The sequence below is a fragment of the Psychroserpens sp. genome (assembly GCF_034670085.1).
Lineage (GTDB): Bacteria > Bacteroidota > Bacteroidia > Flavobacteriales > Flavobacteriaceae > Psychroserpens.
On sequence record NZ_JAXMOD010000007.1, the window covers coordinates 22690 to 45696 of the forward strand.

General features: G+C 33.0%; 19 protein-coding genes. 17 read left to right on the top strand and 2 right to left on the bottom strand.

All coding sequences use genetic code 11. The features are described from left to right. Positions 1-62 precede the first annotated feature (62 nt). The 16 genes from pdhA to VOI25_RS12075 all read left to right on the top strand — a co-directional run bounded on the left by pdhA (position 63) and on the right by VOI25_RS12075 (position 19752). Positions 63-1061, top strand: coding sequence for a pyruvate dehydrogenase (acetyl-transferring) E1 component subunit alpha (gene pdhA / locus VOI25_RS12000; protein WP_323789322.1), 999 nt, complete (start codon positions 63-65; stop codon positions 1059-1061). A 3-nt stretch (positions 1062-1064) separates the two neighbouring features. Then, positions 1065-2681 (top strand): pyruvate dehydrogenase complex dihydrolipoamide acetyltransferase, encoded by a 1617-nt coding sequence (locus VOI25_RS12005; RefSeq protein WP_323789323.1) that lies wholly within the window; start codon positions 1065-1067, stop codon positions 2679-2681. A gap of 168 nt (positions 2682-2849) precedes the next feature. Further along, positions 2850-3287 carry a nucleoside deaminase gene (locus VOI25_RS12010; RefSeq protein ID WP_323789324.1) on the top strand — a complete coding sequence of 146 codons (438 nt, stop codon included), beginning with the start codon at positions 2850-2852 and terminating at the stop codon, positions 3285-3287. 215 nt (positions 3288-3502) lie between these two features. After that, the gene (locus VOI25_RS12015; protein WP_323789325.1) at positions 3503-5380 is read left to right on the top strand and encodes a sensor histidine kinase; all 1878 of its coding nucleotides are present in this window, start codon (positions 3503-3505) and stop codon (positions 5378-5380) included. A 1-nt stretch (position 5381) separates the two neighbouring features. Beyond that, positions 5382-5780 carry a hypothetical protein gene (locus VOI25_RS12020; protein WP_323789326.1) on the top strand — a complete coding sequence of 133 codons (399 nt, stop codon included), beginning with the start codon at positions 5382-5384 and terminating at the stop codon, positions 5778-5780. Between the two features lie 9 nt (positions 5781-5789). Then, positions 5790-6536 (top strand): LytTR family DNA-binding domain-containing protein, encoded by a 747-nt coding sequence (locus VOI25_RS12025; RefSeq protein WP_323789327.1) that lies wholly within the window; start codon positions 5790-5792, stop codon positions 6534-6536. Between the two features lie 170 nt (positions 6537-6706). Then, entirely contained in the window at positions 6707-7708 is a 1002-nt protein-coding gene (locus VOI25_RS12030; RefSeq protein WP_323789328.1) for a hypothetical protein, read from the top strand. 4 nt (positions 7709-7712) lie between these two features. Next, the gene (locus tag VOI25_RS12035) at positions 7713-8180 is read left to right on the top strand and encodes a hypothetical protein (protein WP_323789329.1); all 468 of its coding nucleotides are present in this window, start codon (positions 7713-7715) and stop codon (positions 8178-8180) included. A gap of 28 nt (positions 8181-8208) precedes the next feature. Beyond that, complete coding sequence (locus tag VOI25_RS12040; protein ID WP_323789330.1) at positions 8209-9906, top strand: ELWxxDGT repeat protein; 1698 nt, start codon at positions 8209-8211, stop codon at positions 9904-9906. 188 nt (positions 9907-10094) lie between these two features. Beyond that, complete coding sequence (locus VOI25_RS12045; RefSeq protein WP_323789331.1) at positions 10095-11072, top strand: M28 family peptidase; 978 nt, start codon at positions 10095-10097, stop codon at positions 11070-11072. Next, complete coding sequence (locus VOI25_RS12050) at positions 11059-11748, top strand: SDR family oxidoreductase (RefSeq protein ID WP_323789332.1); 690 nt, start codon at positions 11059-11061, stop codon at positions 11746-11748. Before VOI25_RS12045 ends, VOI25_RS12050 begins: the two co-directional genes overlap by 14 nt. A gap of 1 nt (position 11749) precedes the next feature. Beyond that, entirely contained in the window at positions 11750-12394 is a 645-nt protein-coding gene (locus VOI25_RS12055; protein ID WP_323789333.1) for an HAD family hydrolase, read from the top strand. A 56-nt stretch (positions 12395-12450) separates the two neighbouring features. Next, complete coding sequence (locus VOI25_RS12060; protein ID WP_323789334.1) at positions 12451-16485, top strand: FG-GAP-like repeat-containing protein; 4035 nt, start codon at positions 12451-12453, stop codon at positions 16483-16485. A gap of 23 nt (positions 16486-16508) precedes the next feature. Next, a complete protein-coding gene (locus VOI25_RS12065) occupies positions 16509-17105 on the top strand; it encodes a SprT-like domain-containing protein (protein ID WP_323789335.1) in 597 nt (198 codons plus the stop codon). A gap of 80 nt (positions 17106-17185) precedes the next feature. Continuing rightward, complete coding sequence (locus VOI25_RS12070; RefSeq protein WP_323789336.1) at positions 17186-18265, top strand: mannose-1-phosphate guanylyltransferase; 1080 nt, start codon at positions 17186-17188, stop codon at positions 18263-18265. Between the two features lie 2 nt (positions 18266-18267). Continuing rightward, positions 18268-19752, top strand: a complete 1485-nt coding sequence (locus tag VOI25_RS12075; RefSeq protein ID WP_323789337.1) for a DUF389 domain-containing protein — start codon at positions 18268-18270, stop codon at positions 19750-19752. On the opposite strand, the gene VOI25_RS12080 is transcribed toward VOI25_RS12075, so the two are convergent. Beyond that, on the bottom strand, positions 19753-20520 hold the full coding sequence (locus VOI25_RS12080) for an ABC transporter ATP-binding protein (protein WP_323789338.1): 768 nt from the start codon (positions 20518-20520) through the stop codon (positions 19753-19755). Further along, positions 20520-21257 (bottom strand): ABC transporter permease, encoded by a 738-nt coding sequence (locus VOI25_RS12085; protein WP_323789339.1) that lies wholly within the window; start codon positions 21255-21257, stop codon positions 20520-20522. The genes VOI25_RS12080 and VOI25_RS12085 overlap by 1 nt, the downstream gene beginning before the upstream one ends. 105 nt (positions 21258-21362) lie before the next feature. Between VOI25_RS12085 and pafA the strand changes: the two genes are divergently transcribed. Next, positions 21363-23006 carry an alkaline phosphatase PafA gene (gene pafA / locus VOI25_RS12090; RefSeq protein ID WP_323789340.1) on the top strand — a complete coding sequence of 548 codons (1644 nt, stop codon included), beginning with the start codon at positions 21363-21365 and terminating at the stop codon, positions 23004-23006. Position 23007 lies beyond the last annotated feature (1 nt).

The following is a 23007-nucleotide window of genomic DNA, read 5'->3' on the forward strand; positions in this document are numbered from 1 at the left end:
TCATAACGGAAGCTTGAGATAATTAATCTGAAGTATTAATTTTTATACCAATACAGAATTAAATGCAAAAAGTAACAAAAGAAGTTTACCTTAAATGGTATGAAGACATGTTGTTCTGGAGAAAGTTCGAAGATAAGCTAGCTGCTGTATATATTCAACAAAAAGTAAGAGGGTTTCTTCATTTATACAATGGTCAAGAAGCTGTTTTAGCTGGAGCACTTCACGCAATGGATCTTACAAAGGACAAAATGATTACTGCCTATAGAAATCATGTACAGCCAATTGGAATGGGAGTTGATCCTAAACGTGTCATGGCAGAATTATATGGAAAAGCAACTGGTACTTCTCAAGGTCTTGGTGGTTCAATGCATATCTTTTCAAAGGAACATCGCTTTTATGGTGGTCATGGTATTGTTGGAGGTCAGATTCCTTTAGGTGCTGGAATTGCATTTGGTGATAAATACCATGGAAGTGATGCTGTTACTTTGTGCTGTTTTGGTGATGGTGCTGCTCGTCAAGGTTCGCTTCATGAAACATTTAACTTAGCGATGCTATGGAAATTACCTGTTGTTTTCGTTTGTGAAAATAATGGTTATGCAATGGGTACCTCAGTAGAACGTACTGCAAATCATACAGATATTTGGAAGCTAGGTAGAGGCTATGAAATGCCTTCAGGACCAGTTGATGGGATGAATCCAATTAAAGTTGCTGAAGCTTTTGATGAAGCAATACAACGTGCACGACGTGGTGATGGACCAACTTTTCTTGAAGTGAAAACATATCGTTACAGAGGACACTCAATGAGTGATGCACAACACTATAGAACTAAAGATGAGGTAGAAGAGTATAAAAAACTTGATCCTATTACGCAAGTGAAAGATATTCTTTTAGATAAGAAATATGCGACCGAAAATGAGATTAAAGCAATAGATAAACGTGTTAAGGCTTTAGTTTCAGAATGTGAAAAATTTGCTGAAGAATCACCATATCCAGAATTGAATGTGATGTACGACGCAGTATACGAACAAGAAGATTATCCTTTTATACAACACAAAATATAAGCTATGGCAGAAGTAATTAACATGCCGCGATTAAGCGATACAATGGAAGAAGGTACTGTCGCTGCTTGGTTGAAAAAAGTAGGAGACAAAATTGAAGAAGGTGATATTCTAGCTGAAATAGAAACAGATAAGGCAACAATGGAGTTTGAATCCTTTAATGAAGGAACATTACTTCATATTGGTATTCAGGAAGGAGAAACTGCAAAAGTTGATACCTTATTAGCTATTATTGGAGATAAAGGCGAAGATATTTCAGGATTATTAAATGGAAATAGTAGCCTTGAAAAATCAGATACTATTCCTGAAAGTGAAGAAACAAACGTTGATATTTCAGATGTTGATTTCGAATCGGATGCAACAGAAGAATTACCAGAAGGTGTAATCGTAGTAACAATGCCTCGTTTAAGTGATACTATGGAGGAAGGAACTGTGGCAACATGGTTGAAAAATGTTGGTGATACGGTTGAAGAAGGTGATATTCTTGCAGAAATTGAAACCGATAAAGCGACAATGGAGTTTGAATCCTTCCAATCAGGTACGTTATTACATATTGGATTACAAGAAGGTGAATCTGCAAAAGTTGATGCGCTTCTTGCTATTATTGGTCCAAAAGGAACTGATGTGGCAGGTATTGCTAAAAACTTTAAAGCAACTAATTCAGTTTCCGAAGCAAAACAAGAAACAAAATCTGTTGAAGCACCTAAAAAAGAAGCAGCTGTCACTTCAAGCGCAGTCGAGAAGTCTCAACCTTCACCTATAAATTCAAGTGGAAGAGTATTTGTATCACCATTAGCTAAAAAAATGGCTGATGAAAAAGGAATTAACTTATCTCAAGTCAGTGGTTCTGGTGAAAATGGAAGAATTGTAAAACGTGATATCGAGAACTTTACACCTGCAGCTCAATCGGCATCAGTAGGAAAATTTGTGCCTACTGGTCAAGAAGATTTTGATGAAGTGCCAAATTCTAATATGCGTAAAGCTATTGCAAAAAACTTAGCTAAATCTAAGTTTACAGCACCACATTATTATTTGAATGTGGAGTTTGACATGGAAAATGCTATGGCTTTTAGAACACAATATAATTCGTTACCAGACACCAAAATTTCGTACAATGATATGATTGTTAAAGCATGTGCTTTAGCTTTAAAACAACATCCACAAGTAAATTCACAGTGGTTTGATGACAGAATGCGATTGAATAATCATGTTCACATTGGAGTTGCTGTGGCAGTACCTGACGGATTGTTAGTTCCTGTGGTACGTTTTGCAAATGAGCAAAGTTTACCTCAAATTGGAGCTGCTGTAAAGGAATATGCTGGTAAAGCAAGAAATAAAAAACTGTCTTTAGATGAAATGGAAGGGAGTACCTTTACCATCTCTAACTTAGGTATGTTTGGAATTGAAAGTTTTACGTCTATAATCAATCAGCCTAATTCTGCAATTTTATCAGTTGGTGCTATTGTTGCAAAACCAGTGGTTAAAGAAGGAAAAGTTGTAGCTGGAAATACTATGAAATTAACGTTGGCTTGTGATCACAGAACGGTAGATGGAGCAACTGGAGCTCAATTCCTTCAAACGTTAAAAGGTTATATAGAAAACCCTGTAACGATGTTGGTTTAAGTTTAAAAACGAAGTCATTCTGAATGCGGTTCAGAACCTATACTATTTAAAATCCTGTTTCATTTTTGAGATAGGATTTTTTGTTAGTAGTAATTTCTTTAAAATTGATGAAATATCAGATAAGAACTTCATTTTACTTAACTTTAGAATAATGAAAAAAACTCAACTATGGACGCATTTTTTTTAGAGGCGATAAAAGAGGCTGAACAAGGTTTAGCTGAAGGTGGAATTCCTATTGGATCCGTACTAGTTCATAACGACAAAATTATTGGTCGTGGTCATAATCGAAGAGTGCAAAACGGAAGCGTCATCCTTCATGGCGAAATGGATGCTCTTGAAAATGCTGGACGACAAAAGGCTTCTGTTTATCAGAATAGTGTGTTGTATACAACATTGTCACCTTGTTCTATGTGTTCTGGGACCATTTTGTTATATGGTATTCCTAAAGTGGTTATTGGTGAGAATGACACATTTTTAGGTGATGAAGAGTTACTCAAAGAAAGAGGTGTAGAGGTTGTTGTTTTAAATGACGATACATGCAAAGCACTTATGAAAGATTTTATTGAAAACAACCCTAAACTCTGGAATGAAGATATTGGTGTTTGATATTACATCTTTACATGATGTAACCAAACATAAAAGATGTGTTTCATTTTATTAAAGTTGTTTTATGATTATACTAATGTTTTGCAATTACACTTATATACAAAACATTGACACTTATCAATTAAAAAGCGAAATACGAATTCTATTTTTAGAATAGATTAACTAAAGATAAAATAATTCCTATTTTTAAAGAGAATTGTAATCAACTTAATATTATGAATAATGCCTTTGAAGTGCATTTTAGATTATTAAAAAGAAATACATTTCCCTTAGTGAAAATTTACACCTTCTTTTTTCTGTTAGTTTCAAATTTGTTTTACGGACAAAATGATTGTAATTGTGCTACTCATTTGGTCGATAATTCGCAAATAATTCATAATAAAACAGATTCAATAAGCCAATTTCAGGTCATTGATAAACTGAAAAACACAAAATTTGAAATTTGTCAATTTGAAGGCCTTAATCTTGAGTTTCATTATTACAACAACCAATTACAAATTGACAAAGCATTTAGCGTCTTAATCGAGCAAGAATCTCTATTAAACAAAATAGACTGTAAAAAGGATTTCGAATTTAAACTTATTTATAATAAAGCACGTTATTACCATGCTATAAATGACTTAGAAAAATTATCAGATTTTGCCTTTAAGGCTCTAACAGAAGCTGAACGTCTCAATGATGCTGAAAAAAAAATTAAATCCATAATAGAGTTAGTGTATGTTTTTACAAGGTTAAATGAAGACGAGAAAAATTGGAAATATATTAAGCAAGCCCAGCAATTAATTTTAGATTTAAAAGAGCCAGACCGATTTTCTTATTATTATAATTGGTTAGCTTATGAATATGAAAATAAATATACCATAACAAATCGAGCGACCTTATTAGATTCAGTATTGCTGTTTGTAAATAAAGCAAAAAAAGGAGCTTTTAAGTACCGGAAATTTGGCGAAATGTCTAGGTCCTATAGAGTAGAAGAAGCTATTGCATATCATAAAGGCGATTTAAAAAAAGCTTTAGTTAATATTGATTCTGCTATATACTTTGGAAAAAAAATAAAAGGCCATAAGAATTTATCTGGATTGTATTTATCCAAAGCTTGGGATCATTTGGATTTAGGCGAATTAGAAGCTGCAAATACTTGGATGGATACTTCACTATATTATAATATTGAGAGAAAATCGGCAGCCAGTATGATGCTGCATCGAGAAGCTTCAGAAATTTATGAAAACGCTAATAAATTAGATAAAGCTTTTACTAGTTATAAACGATATACTAAATTAAAAGATAGTATTTTAAATATCGAAAAACTTGAAAAAATTAATGAGCTTGAACAAAAATATAACAAAGCCAAAAACGAACAAAGAATAGTTTCCTTAGAAAAAAAGGAACAACTGTATATGTTTATAATCATAGGAGGATTACTCTTAGTTTTATCATTAATATTTTTTTTCCGTCAGCGCTCATTAAAAAACAAACAAAAAATTTTAGAAACAGAACAACGCTTAAATCGAGCACGAATTAATCCTCATTTTTTCTTTAACGCCATGGCATCATTGCAGAGATTGTCACAGCAAGAAAAAAGTATTCAAACCACGTTGTATACAGCTCGACTAGCTAAAATAATGCGACAATCTTTAGAAAACACCTACGAAGAAGTGGTTAGCATAGAAGATGAAATAGATTTTTTAACGCAATATCTGGAAATTCAAAAGTTACGTTTTCCAAATAAGTTTGAGTATCAATTTCATATTGACGAAGATATAGAAACAAATGAATTAAGGCTTCCAGGAATGCTTACGCAACCTTTCGTTGAGAATGCAATAGAGCATGGATTTTGTGACCTTAATTATGTTGGAAAAATTGATATTTATTTTAAAGCAGATGACCTAAATGTTTATATTTCTATTGAAGATAATGGTAAAGGAATAAAAGAACTTGAATCAAAAAAAGAGCACAAGTCAAGGGCTATGCAAATCGTGAAGGACAGACTTTATTTATTTAATATGCAACATAAATCTCATGCATTTTATAACATTGAAAATTTAAATAACGATGGTTTCAAAATAGTTATAACCTTACCTAAAATTTATTAAAATGAAGTTAGGCAATCAAATATTAGGACCAGCCGATTTTTCATTTGATTATTTTATTAATAACGGATTTATTGGTTGTTCTTGCTCTAAATGTGCTGAGAAACTAATAATAACTATTCAATTACATAATTCAGGAAAACCAGTGGATCAGATTATAGATGAATTTGATGAGACTATTTTAAACCAATTGATAGAACATAAAATTGTCAACCTAAACAGGGATGGAAAGCAAGGAGATTTAGGTTTTAGCAAATATATATTGTGGCACCTAGATGCTCTGTATTCCATAATAACATGTAAATCCTGTAGCTTTAATTTTTTGGCTATCTTCGGAATTGGAGAAATTCAACCTGGTAGAGACCAAGTGCAGTTTAAAGGTATTTGGGAATTAAAAGACTGATTAAAACCCATGAAAATACTCGTAGTAGATAATGAAATTAATATTCGTGAAGGCTTAGTAGAAATGATAACTAATTTTTGCGATGATGTTAGTGAGATACATGAAGCAAATGGAGTTCAATCTGGACTTGAAAAAATTGAAGATGTTTCTCCAGATGTAGTTTTTCTTGATGTAGAATTAGATGATGGCACTGGAATGGAATTATTATCCAAATTATCTGAAATTAATTTTCACCTCATTTTTATAACTGCGCATAATAAATATGCAATTGATGCTTTTAAATTTAGTGCCATTGATTTTTTGTTGAAACCAATTGCACCAGATGAGTTAATTATAGCCTTCGAAAAAGTTAAGCAACAGTATAAAAACAAACATTTAAGCAATCAATTACAAGTGATGCAAGACAGTTTAAATAAAATCACATTGCTTGATAAAAAAATAGTTTTAAAAGATAGCAATTCCATTTATTTTATAAATTTAAATGATATTGTTAGATGTGAATCATCTGGACAATACACCGAATTTTATATAGAAGATTCTAAGCGAATAGTTATTTCAAAATCTTTGAAAGAATATGAAGAATTATTAGAACCCTATGGTTTTATTCGTCCACATCATTCACACCTGATAAATATTAATAAAATTCTGCGTTTTGATAAAGTAAATGGCGGCAGTTTAATAATGGAAACCCTTGAAGAAATTCCTGTTTCTTTCAGAAAAAAAGCTCAAATACTTCAATTTTTAGACAATTTATAAGAATTTATCACTTTTATATAAATAGCTAACACTTATATAATTTGTTCTGCACACTTAATTAAATAGTCAGTTTTTACTGGTTTTTTTTATGATGTTTGGGTAATCAATTTAACCGATTAGCCATGAAAAAAATATGCCTTTTTCTGATCTTAACACTAAATCTACAAGTTATGAGCGCGCAAAATAGCAGAGCCAAAATTTTAATTAATGCATTCGAAAAGCAAATTGAAGTTGCCCATAAAGCTTTAGAAAAAAACTTCTATAAAACTGCAGAAGGTAAAATAGCATCACTAGAACGTTCTTTAGCCAGCATTAAAAAGAAAGATCCGTCGTTTAACACATCAAGGTTAGAGAAAAAATTAGACGATTTAAAAGAACGATGTGGTGATAATAAAACAGAAACTCTTACAAGTAGAAAAGAGAGTCGAGATAAATTTGATAAAAAAATAGAAGGGCAAAAAATAATGGGCGAGTTTATGTCAGCCCAAATTATAACTCAAGAGTTGGCAGATAAAGTTATTGCTGCCGATAAAAGTTTTAGTAGTTATAGTACAGACGTAAGTCAAATTATTAAAAGTACTGAAGTTGTCGACAGAAATTTGGCTCGCTTTAAAGTGAATTTTTCTGAAGGTTCAAATGATGAGACAATGGAAAATCAGTATAACGATTTTAAAAGTAGAAAATTATTTTGGCAAACATCGGCTACAATCTTACCAGAAGAAAGTTCTGTAATTTCTGCATCACAAAAATATAATGATTTCGCAAAAACAATAGGTTCGTTAGATGATATTAGAGCAAAATCTGCTGCATTTAATACTAGGAGGATTGCCAATAAAAGAATGCCGTCGGCTGCAATAAAGGATGTTAAAATAGAAAACCTTTTTAAAAAAGCATTTGATAATGAAAGTGCTGATACTAATTGGCAAAGAACAAGCCTAAAAATCAATTTAACAAATAGAGATTGGGTGATATCTAAAAACAACCTTACTGGTGCCATTTTGGGAAGAAAACGCTACGCAGCCATTGCCTTTAAAGATATAAAAACTGGTAAGTGCAAATTAATAAGTGATTTCACAATTTACCAACAATACAATGGTTCTGGTTATAATGAACATGCTCAAGGTACATCAATGGTGTCGACCGAAATTTTATGCGAAAACATAAACAAATAGTTAGATGAGTAATAAAGCTTTAAATCGAAAAGTATATATCATCTGTGGAAGTTTGCTCGCTATGTTACTAGTGCTTTTAGGAGTAATTGCAATTAATAAACTGAATTACAGAAAAACCTTATTAAGTGAAGGCATAAGAACTAACGCTAGTGTTTTAAATAAGTATCATGTAACAAGCAATACAGGAAAAATAAAAAGAAGCTATTTAGAACTTGCTGTTTTCGAAGATACCACTACAGTTGCTAAACAGAAAGTCAAAGAAATTAATAAAGAACCTAAAAGCATCAATGATAAAATTGATATTCTTTTTGAAAATTTCGGTACAAGTAAAACACCAACTACTGAATATAAAAGTCTTACGTACTTGGTGTCTTTAGAACAATATGGATCCATTAAAATAGGCGAATCTAAAACTTTTGTGTATCTAAAAGGAGAAGTTGAAAATGGTGTTCTGTTGGACGCTTTAGAATAAAAAAATTAAATTTTAAAACCCAAATATTATGAAAAACTTTACAAAAATTAATGAGCACTTAACCAATTATAATGGAGTAATTAAAAAACTATTATTTATTGTGGCACTATGTTCTGTTTTAAGTCTGAATGCCCAATTTAGATTGGTGAAAGATATACGTCCTGGAACTGCTAGTTCTCTTGTTGGTGAAATGTATGAATCTAATGGTCGGCTCTTTTTTTCCGCATTTACCAATTCAGCTCATCCTTTGGCTCAACGATCAATTTATGCTTCAGACGGCACAGACGCAGGAACGGTCAATATAACGGTTGATTATATATCGCCATTATTGAATGATTTAGCACATAACCCAGACGATAATATTGTATTCTTTACTGTTGATTCAGACTTGTATTTTGAAGTCAAAAATATTAGCACAAATGAGCGAACATTACAAAAGCTATCAATTGGTTCAATCATGAGTTCTACTGAATATTCAATATCTTATGCAACAGCGATTAATAATTTTGATGCCAGATTTACACAACCAATTTATGTAAATGATAAAATTATTTTTAATCCATTAGATGCAACGAGCAGTGTTGGTGTTGAGCCACATGTGTTCGATATTTTAAATCCTGCCAACAGTGGTCTTTTCTTAGATATTTATTCCGGACCACCTTCGTCAACACCAAGTGGTTTTACATTATTTAATGGCGAATATTATTTTGGTGCAACAGATGGTGTAAGTCATGGTCGTGAAATATGGAAAACGGATGGAACTGCAGCAGGAACAGTATTTTATTTAGATGTAATTTCGGGAGTAGGTTTTGGTAATCCAGATCAATTAAATGTTGTTGGCTCAAACTTAACATTTGTGTCAGATCATGATACTGTTGGTAGAGAATTATTTAAAACTAATGGTTCTGGAAATTTAGGGTTAATTAGAAATATTCATCCAACAGGAGATAGTAATCCCTTAAATGTTACAAAAATCGCTAATACATTATATTTTAGTGTAGACAATGGTTCAGTAGGAAGAGAATTATGGAAATCAAATGGGAATACAAGTTTAGGAACTGTCTTATTGAAAGACATTAATCCTTCAGGAGATAGTAATCCTTCAAAGTTCATACAAGTAGGATCTAATATTTTCTTTATCGCTGATGATGGAGTAAATGGCATAGAATTATGGAAAACTGATGGTTCATCGGCAGGAACGGTATTGGTAAAAGATATAAACTTATCAGGAAGTAGTTTGCCAGATTATTTTACAGAGTACAACGGGAGATTGTATTTCACAGCAAATGATGGTATTAATGGCACAGAGCTTTGGGTTTCAGATGGCACATCAGCAGGTACTAGCATGATTGAACTAAACCCCAATGGAGATGCATCAGTCTCAAATGTAATCCTGTTTAATAATGAATTATATTTTACAGCAGACGATAGTGTTAGTGCCAAAGGAAATGAATTATGGGCTTACCAAGACCCATCTTTACAGGTAGAAGATTTAAATTTATTAGGTACATCAATCGCATTATTTCCAAATCCAATAAACGCTTATTTTGAAATAGAATCAAAAGATCCTTTAGAAAAAGTAGAAATCTATTCACTTCAAGGACAGTCTATAAAAAGTTTTACACCTCAAAGCCAATATGATATTTCAGAACTGTCAAGTGGTGTTTACTTTGTGAAAATTCAAGCCAATAATAACGAGGTTACTAAACGAATTATTAAGCAATAGTTAATGGAAGAATTTTTACATAAAAAGAAATTGGAAATATTCTTATTGATAATGTATACATTCATAATACTTCTTATATATCTGATGTTTTTTTACTAGTTGGTTAATTGATTGTTAGGATAAAATCCTGTTTCAGCATGTTTGAAACAGGATTTTTTTATCTTTAAATTCTAAATTAAAAACTATCTATGAAAAATCTTCTCCCTTTATGTTTTTTACTGCTGATTCTAAGTTGTAAATCGGAAACAAAACCTGAATCTGATATTATAACTAGTGAAGAATTGAAAGAAACTGTAAGCTATTTGGCATCAGATGATTTAAAAGGACGACATGTTGGAAGTGAAGGTATTGATAATGCAGCTTCTTTCATTGAAAATCAGTTTAAGTCGTATGGAGTTGAGCCGTATTTTGAAGCCTATCGAGATGACTTTAAAATTGATAGTTTGAATGCTTTTAATGTTGTAGGTTTCCTTGAAGGTACTGATGAAAAGCTCAAAGATGAGGTCATTATTTTAGGAGCACATTATGATCATATTGGTTTTGGAGATGACGCCAGAAAAAAAAGTAGAAAAGGTAGTATGACGGCAACTGATACTATCGCAAATGGAGCTAATGATAATGCTTCAGGAACTAGCGCTGTTATTGCCATGGCAAAATATTTTTCAGCTAAGAAAAACAATAAACGAAGTATTATGTTTGTTCTTTTTTCTGCTGAGGAATTGGGATTATTCGGTTCTAAGCATTTGGCTAAACGTTTAAAATCTGAAAACTTGAACCTTTATACTTTACTAACCTTTGAAATGGTAGGTGTTCCGTTAATCGAAAAAGACTATGAGGCGTTTTTGTCTGGATATGAATTATCAAATATGGCAACGAAAATAAACGATTATGCAGGTCATAACTTTTTAGGATTTTCTGAAGTATCAAAAAGGAATAACTTATTTAAACGTTCTGATAATTTTCCGTTTTATGAACAGTTTAATTCACCATGTCAAACCATCTCATCTTGCGATTTGTCTAATTATGATTATTATCATCACGCAGATGACGAAACGAATGAATTAGACTATGAGTTTATGGCTAAACTTATAAATAAAACCATTAAAGCAGTTGAAGAAATGAGTAATACACCAACCCAAGAAATTGTAATGTATGAGTCAGAGTAAAAATATTATCATCACAGGAACGAGTCGAGGTATCGGTTTTGAATTAGTACATTTATTTGCTAATCAAGGTCATAATGTGTTAGCATTGTCTAGAAATGCACAACCTGTAAACAACCTTCATTTTGATAATATTACATCCTTCTCATTCGATTTATGTAATCAAGATGATTATCAAAAGGTAACTCAATTTGTTCAAAACGAATGGAAACATGTCGATATTCTAATCAATAATGCTGGATTATTACTCAATAAACCATTTGCAGAAACGTCCTTTAAAGATTTTTCTAGAATTTATGAAACCAATGTATTTGGAGTTTCTGAAATGACTCGCGTTGTCTTACCATTTATGAAAAAGAATAGTCATGTGGTAACCATTAGCTCAATGGGAGGAATTCAAGGAAGTATGAAGTTTCCTGGTTTAGCAGCATATAGTTCGAGTAAAGGTGCCGTGATTACACTTACAGAGTTATTAGCCGAAGAATATAAAGAACATGGGCCGCAATTTAACGTGCTTGCGTTAGGAGCTGTGCAAACTGAAATGCTCAAAGAAGCTTTTCCTGATTATCAAGCACCAACTTCAGCAAAAGAAATGGCAGAGTATATACAAGAGTTTTCACTTAACGGAAACAAATTTTATAACGGTAAAGTATTGCAAGTTTCTAATTCTACACCGTAACATGTCTAAATACAAGTGTATTATTTTTGATTGCGATGGTGTTTTAGTTGACAGTGAACCTATAGGAAATCAAGTGTTGGTTGATATGGCAAACGAATTAGGAGCAAATATCGATTTAGAGTATGCCTATAAACATTTTAAAGGTGGAAAAATGCAATCTTGTGTCGATAAGATTTCAGTACTTATTAATCAGCCCATTCCTGAAGATTTTACAACTAGGTATCGTCAATACAGTTTTGAGGCTTTTAAAACAAAAATACAACCCATTCAAGGTGTGATTGATTTAATTCAAAGTCTAAAAATTCCGTATTGCGTTGCGTCAAGCGGACCAGAAAACAAAATCCGACTCAATTTAGAACTTACAGGATTGTTACCATATTTTGAACACAAAATATTTAGTTGTTATACAATTCAAAAGTGGAAACCCAGTCCAGACGTTTTTAATTGGGCTGCTGAAACCTTAGGTTTTAATCCTCACGAATGTCTTGTTATTGAAGATAGCCTAACTGGAGTTCGAGCTGCCAAAAATGGAGGATTTGATGTTATTGGATATACTGCACACGATTATAATAACGAGTTAAAGAATGAAGCTACATTCGCATTAAGTAGTATGGAAGCAATTAAAAAAATGCTTATGGATTCTTAGGCTTTCTTTTTGTCTTAATTGTTACCTAATTATTATCTTTATAAAAAATTGTTCCGTTGAAATTACCATTACATTTTCATAAATATTACTGCGTTTTGGTAGTATGCTTTTTGTGTTGTACTCAATCGCTATTAGCTCAAATTTTTGATAGAGTCGAAGTCTTTTCAGGTTTCGGCGACTTGGAGAATAATAATGGTGTGGCAGTAGTCGATTATGATGCAGATTTAGATCTTGATATTTTTGTTGTTGCCATTAAAAAGGATGTTGATGGTGAAAATACTACACACAGCAAACTCTTTAGAAATAATAATAATGGAAGTTTTACAGATGTTACCTTAGAATCGGGACTTACAAATTTGTACCCTCCAAATGAGGCTGAATCATTCTATGGCTTAGATGGTTTTAAGCATGGCGTTTCATTTGGAGATTACGACAATGATGGTTATCCAGATGTGTTTTTCACCCATTCGTTTAAAGTTCAATTATTTCATAACGAAGGTGATGGCACGTTTTTAGAAGTTACTCAAACAGCTGGTTTCAACAACTTTAATGATTGTAGAAATACCAGTGCAACATGGTTTGACTATAATAATGACGGATTATTAGATATTTATGTTAGTGATTGGGATGAATGTGATAGTAATTCACTCTACGTTAATAATGGCGATGGTACGTTTTCAGATGTCACTATACAAACTAATATTCAAGCTACAGAACAACTGGCAAGCTATACAGCAATTCCTTTTGATATTAATAATGATGGTTGGATGGATTTATTTGTAGCTAATGATTTTAATGATCCCAATAGCTTATTCATCAATCAAAATGGAACCTCATTTACCGATGAAGCTCCAGCCTATGGCCTGGATAATATGTTGGATGATATGGGAATTACCTTTGGTGATTTCAATCTCGATGGTGCTTTTGACATTTTTATCACTGGAATAGATGACAATGCATTGCTTCAAAATAATGGATCGAATAATTTTACTGAAGTGTCGGATGCGAATAATATTCCTGAAACTGGATGGTCTTGGGGAACGCGATTTGCAGATTTTGATCTTGATGGTGATGAAGACTTAATTATTGTTAATGGCTATGAATTTGAAGATCGTTCAACAGAGCATAATGTCTACTATAAAAACTTAGCTATTGAAGGTCAAACCGGTTTTGAAGATTATTCAGCTCAAGTGAATTTTAACGATCTAACCGTGAGTGTAGAAGCTGTTGATTTTGACTATGATAATGATGGTGATTTAGATATTTTTGTAACCAACTCGGATCAGGCTTCGTTTTTTTATGAAAATAAACTTTTAAATTTTGATGAACCAATAACACAAAATTGGTTTAAAGTATTACTTCAGGGAACAGTATCAAATCGTGATGCCATTGGTACAACATTAACGATTTCAACAAATCTCGGACAATTTAAACGCTATTATACAGGTGTTGGATTTTTATCACAAAGCCTGCAAGCAGTTCATTTTGGACTAGGAAATGAAAATGTAATTAATGAGTTGGAAATAAAATGGCCTTCAGGTTTAGTAGAAACCTATCAAGATTTAGATGCAAATACTACGGTAAGAGCTATTGAAAGTCAAGGAATTACGCCTTTAGATATTGAGCCAAGTCAAAAAATAATTGGATGTACAGATCCCAATTCATGTACTTATAATCCTGATGCAACCTTAGATGATGGAACTTGTACGTATTTACCATCCAATCAAATTTCTGGGAATGTGTCATCTGGTTTTTTAGCTACAGAAACGTATACATATCCTATTGCTCCTGGTTCAACTTCAGTATGGCAAGTGTCAGGAGGAGAAATTGTTGAAGGTCAAGGCACAAGTGCAGTTTCTATAAAATGGGGATTAAATGAAATGGGAAGTTTAACGGTAAGAGAAACAAATGGATTGTGCTTTAGTCTTGGAGAAACTATTTCAGTCCCCTTGCATATCAACGAAATTCCAGAAGATGTGTCAATCGCTCGAATATGGAATGAAGTCTTACTCCAAGCCATTAGAAATGATTTTGCAAGACCAACAGTGCATGCTAGAAATTTATTTCATTCTAGTGTTGCTATGTACGATGCTTGGGCTATTTATGATGATGAAGCCAGACCTTATCTTATTGGCAATTCGTTTAATAATTTTACTAGCACACTTGAAGACTTTATCCCCATTGAGAGCACAGAAGCTTCAAGAGAAAAAGCAATTAGCTATGCAATGTATCGCTTGCTGAGTTATCGTTTTCAAAACTCTCCTAAAGTTGAAGAATCACAGCGCTTATTCGATATTATAATGGAACAATTGGGTTTTGATACCGAAACAACAACGTCTACGTTGTACGAGTTTGGAAATGCTGCTGCTCTTGGAAATTATATTGCCGAAACAATCATAGCTTATGGGAACGTTGACGGCTCAAGAGAGCTCTCCCAATTTGATAATGCGTATTATCAACCTGCGAATTCAGAATTAGCACCTGCTATTCCAACTGAAGTAGAAATGGAGGATCCTAACCGTTGGCAACCTCTAAGTTTGGATACGTATATAGATCAAAGCGGTAATCTTATTACTGGTACCTCAATTGATTTTTTAAGTCCAGAATGGGGAAGTGTTTTGCCTTTTGCTATGACGGAAGATGATAGTGCAATTTATGATAGAGATGGCGATAGTTACAAAGTTTATAACGATCCTGGATCACCTCCATTTTTAAGCTCAACTGAAAATAATACGTCTAGTGATGCGTATAAATTAGGTTTTTCGATGGTGTCAATTTGGGGATCGCATCTTGATCCAAGTGATGGCGTACTTTGGGATATTTCTCCTGGAGCTATTGGTAATACAGCTATTGATGAGTTTCCTACTGAGTATGAAGCGTATCCTAATTACTATAATATTTTTGATGGAGGCGATATAGGTACTGGACATTCTCAAAATCCAATTACTGGTCAATCTTACGAATCTAATGTAGTTCCCAGAGGAGATTATGCTAGAGTTTTGGCAGAATTTTGGGCCGATGGTCCAGATTCTGAAACACCACCAGGACATTGGTTTACGATTTTAAATTATGTAAATGAACATCCACTTTTAGAAAAGAGATTTCAAGGAGAAGGTGAGATTTTAAACGATTTGGAATGGGACGTTAAATCGTATTTTATTTTAGGAGGAACAATGCATGATGCTGCAATTTCTGCATGGAGTATTAAAGGTTGGTACGATTATGTGAGACCAATTTCAGCTATTCGACATATGGCACTTTTAGGTCAAAGTACCGATGAAACTTTAGATAATTATAATATTGCTGGCATACCGTTATTACTGGGTTACGTTGAGGTTGTTGAAACTGGAGATCCACTTGTTGGAAATGAAAATCAGCATTTAGGAAAAATAAAATTATATACCTGGAGAGGTCCAGATTATATCGATAATGAAGATACAGATGACGCTGGAGTCGGTTGGATTTTAGCCGAGAATTGGTGGCCATATCAAAGACCTACTTTTGTTACACCTCCTTTTGCAGGTTTTGTTTCTGGGCATTCTACATATTCACGAGCTGCAGCAGAGGTGCTTACCAAGATTACTGGAAGTGAGTTTTTTCCTGGCGGAATTGGTGAGTTTATAGCAAAACAAAATGAATTTTTGGTGTTCGAAGAAGGACCTTCTGTAGATGTTAAATTACAATGGGCAACGTATAGAGATGCGTCAGATCAAACAAGTTTATCTAGAATTTGGGGTGGAATCCATCCACCAGCTGATGATATTCCTGGAAGAATTATTGGTGAAAAAGTTGGACTAGATGCTTTCAATTTTGCAGTGCCTTACTTTAGTGGTGAAGTAAATAGTTTTCAAGATGAAAGTCAACTCATATTTCCAAATCCCGTCATAAATTTTGAAATTTTCATTACCAGTACAAATGCCCTAGATAATTTTAGCTTATTTGATATTAGAGGTCGACAAATTACAATTCTTGATTCAGATTTTAATGAATTTAGTAAAAGGACAAGACTTAAGTTTCCACAGGATACATCAGAAGGTTTATATATTTTGAAGGTTAATGATAACTCAACAATGTTACTTTTCAAAAACTAATTCGAGTTTATTACTTTTACGTCATGCAAGACATCCTTCAAGATTATATTCCTCATAAAGCAATTCCAAAGGTTATAGAATTACTAAATCATGATCATCTTGTTGTAAAAGTGAAACAAGAACGCAAAACTCGACATGGTGATTATAAACGGTTGCCTAACGGTAAACACCAAATCACAGTGAATTCAAATTTGAATTGCTACAGATTTCTTATTACGTTAATACATGAAATCGCTCATTTTGAAGCTTATAAGAAATACAACAGGCAAATTAAACCTCATGGAGCTGAATGGAAAAGAACGTTTCAGCATTTGATGCTTCCGTTTTTAAATCCCGATATATTTCCTAGTGATATTTTGCCATTATTAGCCAACCATTTTAAAAATCCAAAAGCATCAAGTGATACTGATATAAAACTCGCATATGCATTAAAGCAATTCGACGCACCAAACGATAAAACCTTTATATTTGAATTACCTTTGCATAGCACATTTAAATTGTATAATAATCGTGTATTTACAAAGGGAGAAAAACGTAGAACAAGATTTGAATGTATTGAGGTAAATTCAGGTCGTTTGTATTTGTTTAATCCCAATGCTGAGGTAGAATTATTAGATTAACAATGATGTCACCTTGAGCGTGGAGAAAGATCTTTTAGAAATATTCTTCACTCGTTCATAATGATAAAAAAAATATTTTAATGAATAAAAATTATTACGCCATACTAATGGCAGGAGGAGTAGGATCAAGGTTTTGGCCAGTAAGTACACAAGGTTTTCCAAAGCAATTTCACGATATGCTTGGAACGGGAGATACTTTAATTCAGAAGACGTTTAATCGACTTGCGAATTTAATTCCGAAAGAAAACATTTTCATTTTAACTAATGAACGTTATAATGATTTGGTATTTGAACAATTGCCAGAAGTGACCAAACGTCAAGTGGTTCTGGAACCAGCAATGCGTAATACTGCACCTTGTATTTTATATGCTGCATTAAAAATCCAAAAAGAAAATGAAGATGCTGTTATGATTGTTGCTCCGAGTGATCATTGGATTGAGGATGAAGCCGCTTTTACAGGGAATGTTCAGCAAGCTTTTGATTTTTGTTCTAAAAATGATGCGCTTATGACTTTAGGAATACAACCAACGTTTCCAAATACGGGCTATGGTTATATCGAGTATGATGCATCTTCAAATGATGCTATTAAGTCAGTAAATCAATTTCGTGAAAAACCAGATTATGAAACTGCAAAACAATTTATTGCTCAAGGCAATTTTTTGTGGAATGCAGGTATTTTTATGTGGAGTGTGTCAAGTGTAGTGAATGCTTATAAGAAGAATCAACCTAATTTATATCAACGTTTTGAAAAAGGAATTGAGGTGTATAATACAGATTTTGAAGACGATTTTATAAGAGAAAATTATGGTAAATCTGAAAATATTTCAGTGGATTATGCTATTATGGAATCCTCTACAAATGTTTTCGTACTTCCTGCTACTTTTGATTGGAATGATTTAGGAACTTGGGGAAGTCTTTACGATAAACTAGATAAAGATGAAAACAATAACGCTGTTGTAAATGCGAGAACATTAACTGAAGATGCTTCTGGCAATATGATTCGTACTAAGGCTGATAAAATTGTAGTAGTCGATGGTTTACAAGATTATATTATTGTAGATAAAGACGAAGTTTTACTTATCTTTCCAAAGACTAAAGAGCAAGATATTAAAAAAGTACTCCAAAATGTGAAGTTGACCTTTGGAGAACAATACGGATAATTATGAGTGAAGAAAGTAAGTTTAATTTCTCTGAAGACGAAGCTCAAGCTAATAAAGATAAAGCTGTAGAGGTGAAAAAAGAAGCTGTCCGGCAAGATGCTCAAGGCTTGTTTGTGAGTATTAAGACGTTCTTAAGTGAACTACTCGATTTTAGAGAAGACACAGATCGAGATGCAACAATCACTGCAATAAAGGCTGATATTCCATTTAAAGGTGCAACCGCTTGGATTTTAGTGTGTTCTATTTTTGTAGCTTCGGTTGGATTAAATGCAAATTCAACAGCCGTTGTCATAGGAGCCATGTTAATTTCACCATTAATGGGTCCAATTCTAGGAGTTGGGATGTCAATTGCTATTAATGATATTGATACATTAAAAAAATCGCTAATCAACTTAGCGACCATGATAGTTTTAAGTTTATTAACTGCTTTTTTATTCTTTTGGTTATTTCCACTAAGTGAAGATACCTCAGAGTTACTCGGACGTACACGACCAGATATTCGAGATGTGCTTATTGCCTTTTTTGGTGGTTTGGCATTAATTATTGCACGTACCAAAAAGGGAACTATAGCTTCCGTTATTTTTGGTGTAGCAATTGCCACAGCTTTAATGCCTCCTTTATGTACAGCAGGCTATGGACTTGCTATCGGAAACTGGGAGTATTTTGGAGGTGCAATGTATTTATTTACCATTAACACCATTTTTATTGCTTTAGCGACGTTTTTAGTTTTAAAGTTACTGCGTTTTCCAATGTTGAAATATGCGAATTCTGCAAAACGTAAGCGCATTTCTAGATTTGCTATGCTACTGGCTATAATAGTTATGATTCCTGCAATGTGGACGTTTTTAACGGTGTTGCAAGAAAGTAAATATAAAAGGGATTTTGAGAATTTTGTTAAGAATGACATTGAAAACAATCCAAATCTTTGGTTACAGAGAAAGGATGATGATTTAAATCCAGATACGAAAACAATCAGTTTGCATTTTAATGGTGATGTTAGTGACGAGATGATTTCTGCCCTGCAGAATAATAAGAAAGGTTATGAAAGTATTAAGGACTTTGAATTGGTGATAAATGCAAATAAAACAAGAAGTGCCGATCGCTTAATGCAATCTCTTGATAGAGCTTATGCAGATCTAGATCGTAAGGATAACATCATTGATGGACTGCAAAAACAAATTTCAGAATTAGAGATTAATATTACAAGCTTAAATAAACTTATAGAATCTAAAAACACAAATCACAACGCTGTTTCCTTTAGTTCGTTATCTCGAGACGCAAAAGTAAGATTTAGCGATTTGGAATTTTTCGGATATGCTAAAATGCTAGAGTCCAAAGATTTTATCAATATAGATACGGTAACTGTAGCAAACGTGAGGTGGAAGGTGTCATTAGCTGACAGCATTGTCTTGACAAGAGAACGAGCACTTCAAAAATGGTTGAAAGAGGAGTTAAAAGTCGATACTGTTTTTATTAGAAGAAACTAATTATTCATTTTCTTCTATATACATCTTACGCACTTTTTTAAATAATTCGGAAGAATAGACAAAGTCTGTTACCACTGCATTATCTGTTTTAAAAATGGTTTCTTTTGAACCTTCCCAAGCTTTATAGCCATCTTTTAAGAAGACAATTTTTTCTCCAATTTCCATTACAGAATTCATGTCATGTGAGTTAATTACAGTTGTAATATTGTATTCGTCTGTAATTTCTTGTATGAGGTTGTCAATAACAATTGCTGTTTTTGGATCTAAACCAGAATTTGGTTCATCGCAAAAAAGATACTTTGGTTTATTTACAATTGCTCTAGCAATTGCAACCCGTTTTTGCATGCCTCCAGAAGCTTCGCTTGGCATTTTATGATGTGCATCCGGAAGATTTACTCTTTTTAGAACAAAATTTACCCGATCTTCCATTTCGCTTTTGGTTTGTTTCGTAAACATGCGAAGTGGAAACATCACATTTTCTGCAATGGTCATGGAATCAAAAAGAGCACTGCCTTGAAATACCATTCCCATTTTGGCTCTTAAATTTCGTTTTTCATCATCACTTAATTGTGCATAAATTTTACCATCATAAGAAATAGTTCCCGATTCAGGAGTAAATAAGCCTAATAAACATTTTAAAAAGACTGTTTTTCCAGACCCACTTTGTCCAATGACCAGGCTAGTTTTTCCTTTCTCAAAAGTTGTACTAATCCCTTTAAGAATATGAGCATCTCCAAATGATTTTTCTACATTTTTTACTTCTATCATTAGCTTAAAAGCATTTGGGTTAATATATAGTTTAATAAAATAATCATGACACTTGTCCAAACAAACGATGTTGTACTGGCTTTACCAACTTCTAATGCGCCACCTTTCATGTAAAAACCATAGAATGACGGAATCGTAGCCAATAAAAAAGCAAATACAATCGTTTTAATAAATGCATAAACGATATGAAACGGGATAAAATCAGTTTGAACTCCAATTATATAATCTTCCAAAGAGCTAAATCCACCATAAACGCAAGCAGCCATTCCACCTATAACTCCTAAAAACATGGCAATTGAAATCACAAAAGGATACAACATCAAAGCTATAAATTTGGGAAAAACCAAGTAATTCAAGGCATTAATACCCATCACTTCTAAGGCATCAATTTGTTCTGTAACTCGCATTGTGCCAATACTAGATGTAATAAAAGACCCAACTTTTCCTGCCATAATTATCGAAATGAAGGTAGGCGCAAATTCTAGGACTACAGATTGTCGTGTTGCAAATCCAACTAAATATTTAGGAATTAAAGGATTGTTAATATTTAAAGCTGTTTGGATTGTTACAACTCCACCAACAAAAAATGAAATAAAGGCAACAATACCTAAAGAGCCAATGATAAGGTCGTCAATATCTTTCAGGATAAGTGTTCGCATGACAGACCATTTGGTAGGTTTGCGAAACATCTCAGCAATCATTAAAAAATAGGTACCAATATTATGAAGGTATTGCATAGTGAAATTTGATTATGCTAAAGTAAAAAAACTAATCTTATTTAACCTTGATTTTAAAGTTCGATGTTTTAAAATCTGTATTTTTGATACACCAAACACGCAATTATGTTAAAGTATATTTTTTTACTTCTAGGTCTTATTCTTGTTAGCACGACTTCACAGGCTCAAAATGAGAACCCAAAATTGGTTGTTGGTATCGTTGTAGATCAAATGCGTTATGATTATCTCACTAGATTTTATGACAAATACGGAGAAGGCGGTTTTAAGCGTATGATAAATGAAGGGTTTAATTGTAAAAATAATCATTACAATTATATACCTACTAAAACTGGTCCTGGTCATGCTTCTATTTTTACAGGAACAACTCCTAAATATCATGGTATAATTGGTAACGACTGGTACGATAAAGAATTATTGCGGAATGTGAATTGTGTTGAAGATAACACCGTTGAACCTTTAGGAACAGATAGCAATGACGGTAAGAAATCTCCAGCTTATATGTTGGTATCTACCTTTGCTGATGAAAATCGAATTTTTACTCAAATGAAAGGCAAAACAATTGGTATTTCTGTAAAGCATAGAGGAGCAATTTTTGCAGCAGGACATTCGGCAAATGCTGCGTATTGGTGGGATTATGATCATGATGGAAAAGGAAACTGGATTTCTAGTTCATTTTATATGGAGTCACTACCAGAATGGGTAAATGAGTTTAATACATCAGGAATTGCTCAAGGTTATTTTAAAACTTGGAATCCTTTATATGATATTAATTCTTATGAAGAAAGTGGTACAGACGCAAATCGATACGAACGCGTTTTAAAAGGTGAACATCAATCGGTTTTTCCACATAAATTAGAGGAGTTAAAAATAGAAAATGGTGGATTTCATATGGTTGCAAATTCGCCGTTTGGCAATAGTCTCACTACAGATTTCACGTTGAAAGCCATAGAAGCAGAACAATTAGGAAAAGATAGTATTACAGATGTTTTAACAGTTAGTTATTCAAGTACAGATAAAGTTGGTCATGATTATGGACCAAATTCTATTGAAGTTGAAGACACTTATTTGCGTTTAGATCTTGAGCTTGAACGTTTGTTTAATGCTTTAGATGATAAGGTAGGAAAAGGAGAATATACAGTCTTTTTAACTTCAGATCATGGAGCACCACATGTGCCATCTTATCTTGAAGACAACAAAATCCCGTCAGGTTTGTTTGATTTAAATGCTATGTTGGAGGATCTCAACGCCTTTTTATTTGAAACTTACAAGGTTTCAGATTTGGCTTTAAGTCGAATAAATAACCAGATTTATTTAGATCATAAAAAAATTGAAGAGCATAATTTTGATCTACAAGCCATGAAGAATGTTGTTTCAAGGAAATTATTATCCTATAAACTTATAAGTAATGTGTACATAACTTCTGCGATAAATCAATTTCCTGAATCAACAGGATATCAGGAAGCTATGCTATTTAAAGGTCATAATCAAAAGCGATCTGGTGATGTTTTATTTATTTTTAACACTGAAGTCTTTAAAGATTCCTCTTGGAACAGAACAGGGACAGATCATCATTCAGGCTATAATTACGATACTCATGTTCCTCTGTTATTTTTCGGAAAAGGAATTAAGCACGGACAAACTTTAAAGCGGACAAATATTACTGATATCGCTCCAACGATGTCTGCGCTTTTAGGAATTAGTTTTCCAAATGCCTCAATTGGTGATCCTTTAGATTTTGTAATCGATTAAT